Source organism: Streptomyces sp. RP5T (assembly GCF_003933965.1).
Lineage (GTDB): Bacteria > Actinomycetota > Actinomycetes > Streptomycetales > Streptomycetaceae > Streptomyces.
The window spans coordinates 1-5,201 of sequence record NZ_RSAJ01000577.1; the positions used below are offsets into that span (position 1 = coordinate 1).

Annotated in this window: 3 protein-coding genes; 1 reads left to right on the forward strand and 2 read right to left on the reverse strand. The window is 65.2% G+C overall.

The features are described 5' to 3' along the window. Nucleotides 1–64 precede the first annotated feature (64 nt). Nucleotides 65–724, forward strand: a complete 660-nt coding sequence (locus EHS43_RS36685; protein WP_125194922.1) for a class I SAM-dependent methyltransferase — start codon at nucleotides 65–67, stop codon at nucleotides 722–724. A gap of 580 nt (nucleotides 725–1,304) precedes the next feature. Here EHS43_RS36685 and EHS43_RS36695 read toward each other — a convergent pair. Beyond that, on the reverse strand, nucleotides 1,305–1,568 hold the full coding sequence (locus EHS43_RS36695) for an SMI1/KNR4 family protein (RefSeq protein ID WP_125194926.1): 264 nt from the start codon (nucleotides 1,566–1,568) through the stop codon (nucleotides 1,305–1,307). A 1,041-nt stretch (nucleotides 1,569–2,609) separates the two neighbouring features. Continuing rightward, nucleotides 2,610–5,201, reverse strand: a 2,592-nt coding sequence (locus tag EHS43_RS36700) for an RHS repeat domain-containing protein (RefSeq protein WP_260470889.1), incomplete at its 5' end; no start/stop codon positions are given.

Here is a 5,201-nt window from a genome sequence, read left to right on the forward strand (position 1 = left end):
CCCCCAGATGACCGTCAGGGAAACACCACCCACCACCCCGTGACGCCCCACTAGGGTGCAGCCCGTGAACGCCGAGACTCCCGACTTCATACGGGCCACCCGAACCGCGTACGACACGATCGCCGAGCCCTACACCGAGCAGTTCTCCGACTGGGCCGGCATCCCCACGCTGGACAGAGCCCAGATCACCGGCTTCGCGGAGTTGGTGAAGGAGCAGGGCAAAGGCCCGGTCGCCGACATCGGCAGCGGCCCGGGACACGTGACCGCCGCGCTCCACTCACTCGGCCTTCAGGTCTTCGGCGTGGACGTCTCCCCCAAGATGGCCGAACTGGCCCGCCGGGCCCACCCGGGCCTCCGCTTCCACGTGGGCTCGATGACGTCGCTGGACCTGCCGTCCGAGACGTTGGGCGGCATCACGGCCCTCTATTCGATCATCCACGTCCCGGACGACCACCTCCCGACGGCATTCGCCGAGTTCCACCGCGTACTGGCCCCCGGCGCCCACGCCCTGATCGGCTTCCAGTACGAGCCGGGCGGAACCCACATGCACCTCGACGAACGCTTCGGCCACAAGATCTCCCTGGACTACTGGCTGCGCACGCCGGAGGCGGTGGCCGAACCCCTCGCCAAGGCGGGCCTTGAGGTGATCCTCCGCGTGCTCAGGGAGCCCCTTGGCGAGGAGAAGCTGTCCAGGGCATACCTCGTGGCGAGGAAACCGGCGTAGGCCGGCTCGGACCGCGCCGGAAAGGCAGTCTCGGGGAAAGTAAGAAGCAATCTACGTAAGAATGGATCTACCTTTAGCGTCGCCCTGCCAGAACAGATTGTCCCCCGCCAGGTTGCTCGTCACGAGGCTCCGCGGTGAAGGCGTCGCGGCGCGCGAGAGTCATTGACAGAGGCAGGCCCAGCCGCTCGGCCGCGCGGCGCCGGACACGCACCTGGGCCCGCGTGCGGGGCCGAAAGGACGGGAGCTTCGAGCAGCCGCAGCCAGGGCGGTGATCGTAGGTCAGCCCTTCCGCGAGCACGGACGCAACGACTGACCATGCCTTCCTGTCGCGTCGCCGTGGCGCGGCGAAGTCGTAGCCGGCGAAGACAAGCTGTTCACGACAGCCGGGACAGACGCGCTTCCGGATCGGCCATGTGCTGCCTTTGAAGGAGAGCCGGCACGCTACACACACGTAGTGCCGGAAGGCGCCGTTGAAGGCGTGGTAGCACATGGTCGGACAGGGTACGCATGGTCCCCGCTCGTGCCAACTGGATTCCTGGAGTGCGAGGTACCCAACGGCCGCCCGGCCGGTGCCATGACCTCACTCAGTTAGAGAGCAGTCAGCGATACCAATCTTCACCCCGCTCCCCAAAGCGCTCCCCAAGAAGCTTTCCAGGGAGGGGGAAATCCAGTTCCTGCTGTCCGTTTCGTGATCCCAGACGACCACATCATCCCGTTCAGGCGTCCGTACGAATGCGAACTGATCCCCGCCACCGTTGCCGCCGAAGAAGAGAAGCGGATCGAACGGCATGTAGAGGCTCCGGAGCTGACCATCGCTGCGGAGCGAGGTGTTCTCGGCGAGCATTTCCTCGGTCGGCCAAACAACCTCCACTCCGTACTCGGCATTGATTCCGTCGGTCCCTCTGCGCCGGCAAATTTAGATGCGACCTCACGCCACACAGGTATCACTCTCACACTCTAATCCAGGGAGAATCCCAATCGGTGCTTCGCCCGCATGGAGACGCCGTAAAGTTGCGGCCAAGCCAAGAAACTGGCGGGGCAGCCTTCATGGTTCAAAGCCCCTCAAGGACCGCCGGATCGTAGCCATGTGATGGCTTAGCTGGCGCATAGGCGTCTCGACCGTTCTTTGTGAAACCCGGGGCTCGCCCCCTTCCCCTGCTCCAGAGAGACGGAAGTCCGGAACCCCGTCGACAGGCTCGGCAGCCAAAGGCGCCAACTGGAGACGCTTCACGCAGGAAACACTACCCCTCGAAAATCGAGAGTGATCTCAGCAAGTATTGACGGAGGTGGATCTCCTGCAACATTAGATCACCGGGCTGTTTTATCGATGGCCTGAAAGGTGCGGACGATCACCCGACGGTTCCCCCACCACCGTGAGTCCGCATGCCTCCATCATGGATCGGAGGTCGATTCCTCCCTCACCATCGATACTGCGATTCCAGGACTGCACGCCCGATAGATATCGCATCAACTCTCCGAAACCGACGCCTCTTGAAGGCTCCGAATGATCAGCTCAAGATCCGATGCAGACTTCAAGCAAAACTCCCGGTCCTCGACGTTGATAGCATGAACGGTGCTCGCAAATGCAGGATTCTCGAGGCCTTGGGCTTCATTCAGAATTCGGGACGGCAGGAGCAACCAGTTCCTCTTGGACCTGTCGAGTGTCCAGTCGAGCTGGGTCTGCACGCCTCGCACGACACTCTCGATATACTCCGCGGTTCTGTCATGAGTCGACTTGTAGCGCCACCCCATATATGACACTTGCGGATATCCATATAGAGGGTGTATCTCCGCAGGCAGAGAAAACCATGCAAGTTCTCCGAACCTGCAAAGCGCTTGCCGCGCCTCCACGCTTCGAGTCGACACGAGGAGAACCTTTCCTGGGTCACCAGAGGGGTCCGGAGTACCCGCCATTTTGAACGATGAGCTTCTTCCCTGGATTCAGCAATCGAATCGCCCGCTCATAGTCTCCGTAAGGAACTGGGTCTGGACTCATTGCCGGGTCGTACACGTACCGACCGTCCGTGTAGACGTCATGGTACCGATATTCCGTCACTAGCCGACCCGAACTTTCAGGGATACTAATGACCGGATCATTCTTTATTGTGAAGTTTATTATTTTCCCTTGCCCTCCGGTTTCTCGGAGGATTCGCTCGGCCACCTCTGAACAGTCAATATTGCCGCCGGTAGGGGCCGACCGCATAGCCTCGACAGCACTTGCATCGGGAGGGAAATTGGGGTTCGGCTCTCTGAAATCGAAGATCCCCCGACCTTCACCAGGGCCACATTCCGGCGCAAGCCCCAACGAGTCGGATCGTATATGCGGGTTGTTGACGTAAGCAGAGGGGTTGGGTGACGGGATGAGGCCGAGTGGGTCGGACGTGGCGTAGCGGCCGCTCTCGGGATCGTAATACCGAAAGAAGTTGTAATGCAGCCCCGTCTCGGGGTCGAAGTACTGCCCCGGGAAGCGCAGCGGGGTGTACGCCGTGCTGTCCGCGGCCCAGGCCGTTGTGCCCCACAGGGTGCTTCGGGTGCGCCAGGCGATGCCGCCCTGCTCGTCGATCAGTTCCGTCGGCGTGCCGACCAGGTCCGTGACGATGGCGAAGAAGCGGGAGTCGATTTCGTTCTGGGGGGCGTCGGCGACCGTGATGCGTTCCGTCTGGGCGATCGGGTGCAGGCCCTGGTGGTCCCACGTGAGGGTGACCGGGTGGGGAAGGGAAGGGGACCTTGTCGTCTGTTCGCAGAGCGTTGTGCCGTCCCAGGTGAAGTCCACCTGTTCCAGGACCGATTCGCCGTCCGGGGAGAGGCGTTGCTTGGCGATGCGACGGCCCAAGGGGTCGTAGCGGTAGCGCCAGCGGGTGCCGTCCGGTGTGGTCACCGACGTCAGGCGGTCCTCCGCGTCCCACTCGTAGCGCCACGTGTCCGGCTTGCGGGAGAGGCGGGTCTTCTGGCGGAGGGTGACGCGGCCCGCTTCGTCGTGTGCGTAGCGGACGGAGCCGGCTCGGGTGATGCGGGTGCCCGCGTACTCCCGGGGCCCGATCGATTCGCTGCCCGGGTGCGCTGTCGGCCAGGAGGCTGAGGTCTGGTTGCCCGCCTCGTCGTACGCGTACGTCTCCGTCCAGTTCGCCGCGTGGACCGCCGTCACACGGCCCGCCCCGTCCAGGGTGAACTCCCGCGTGCCGTTCAGGTCGTCGTCGATGGATGTCAGGTTGCCGTCGGGTCGGTAGGTGTACGCGCGGTGCTGGAGGCGGGTGCCCGTGGGGCCGGTCAGGTCCTGTTTCGTCAGGCGGCCCAAGGGGTCGAAGGACTGGGTCAGGGTCACCGACTCGCCTATGCGGCGGGTCAGTTCGCGTCCTGCCTCGTCGTGCGTGAAGGTGAGGGCGCGGCCGGAGGCCACCATGCCCGTGCGGTTGCCCGACGCGTCGTACGACCAGGTCGTCGTCGCGCCGGTGGGGGTCGTGCGGCCCGTTCTGCGGCCCAGCTCGTCGTAGGTGTAGGTGAGGGTGCGGTCGTTGACCGTTTCGGACAGTACGCGGCCCGCCTCGTCCCGGTGCAGTCTCAGGACCGCGTCCGGGCCGGCCGCCTCCGCCAGGGCGCCCGAGGGGTCGTAGGCGTACGTCGTGACCGCCCCGGCCGCGTCCTTGCGGATCACCCGGCCCAGGACGTCACGGGAGTAGGTGATCGGGTCGCCGGATGCCGTGGTGCTGGTGGCCAGTTGGCCTGCCGGGTCGTGTGCGTAGGTCAGGGTGCGGTCGTCGAAGTCCGTCTCCGAGACGAGGCGGCCTGCCTCGTCGTACGCGTAACTCCACAGCAGGCCCTGCGGGTTCGTGACCCTCGTCAGGCGCAGTTCGGTGTCGTGGGTGAACTCGTAGCGCACGCCGTCCGGGCCCGTGCGGGCCGCGAGGAGGTCGAAGTGGGTGTACTCGAAGCGGGAGACCGCGCCCAACGCGTCCGTGTGGGCTGTGCAGTTGCCCTCTCCGTCGTACGTCCAGGACTCCGTCGTACCGTCCGCCGCCGTACGGCGGGACAGGTGGCCCTCCACCGTCCATTCCAGGGTCGTCTCCGCACCCGTGGGGTCGGTGATCCGTACCGGGCGGCCGAAGGCGTCGCGCGAGTAGCGGGTCACCGCGCCCAGGGGGTCGGTGATCTCCAGGGGGAGGCCGACCGCGTCGCAGCGCACCCTCGTGGTGTCCCCGAGGGCGTTGGTGACGGACTCCAGGTGGCCCCGGTCGTCGTAGGTGAAGCGGGTCGTCGTCCCCGAAGCGTCGGTCACCGCCGTGCGGTTGCCGAACGCGTCGAACTCCTGCACGACACGCGTGCCGTCCGCGCCGGCCACCGCGACCGGCAGTCCCTGGTCGTTGTACGCGACGCTGGTGTAACGGCCGTCCGGGCGGACCGCCAGGACCGTGCGGCCCGCCTCGTCGTAGGCGTAGCTCACCGTGCGGCCCAGGGGGTCGGTGACCGTGAGGGGGCGGTG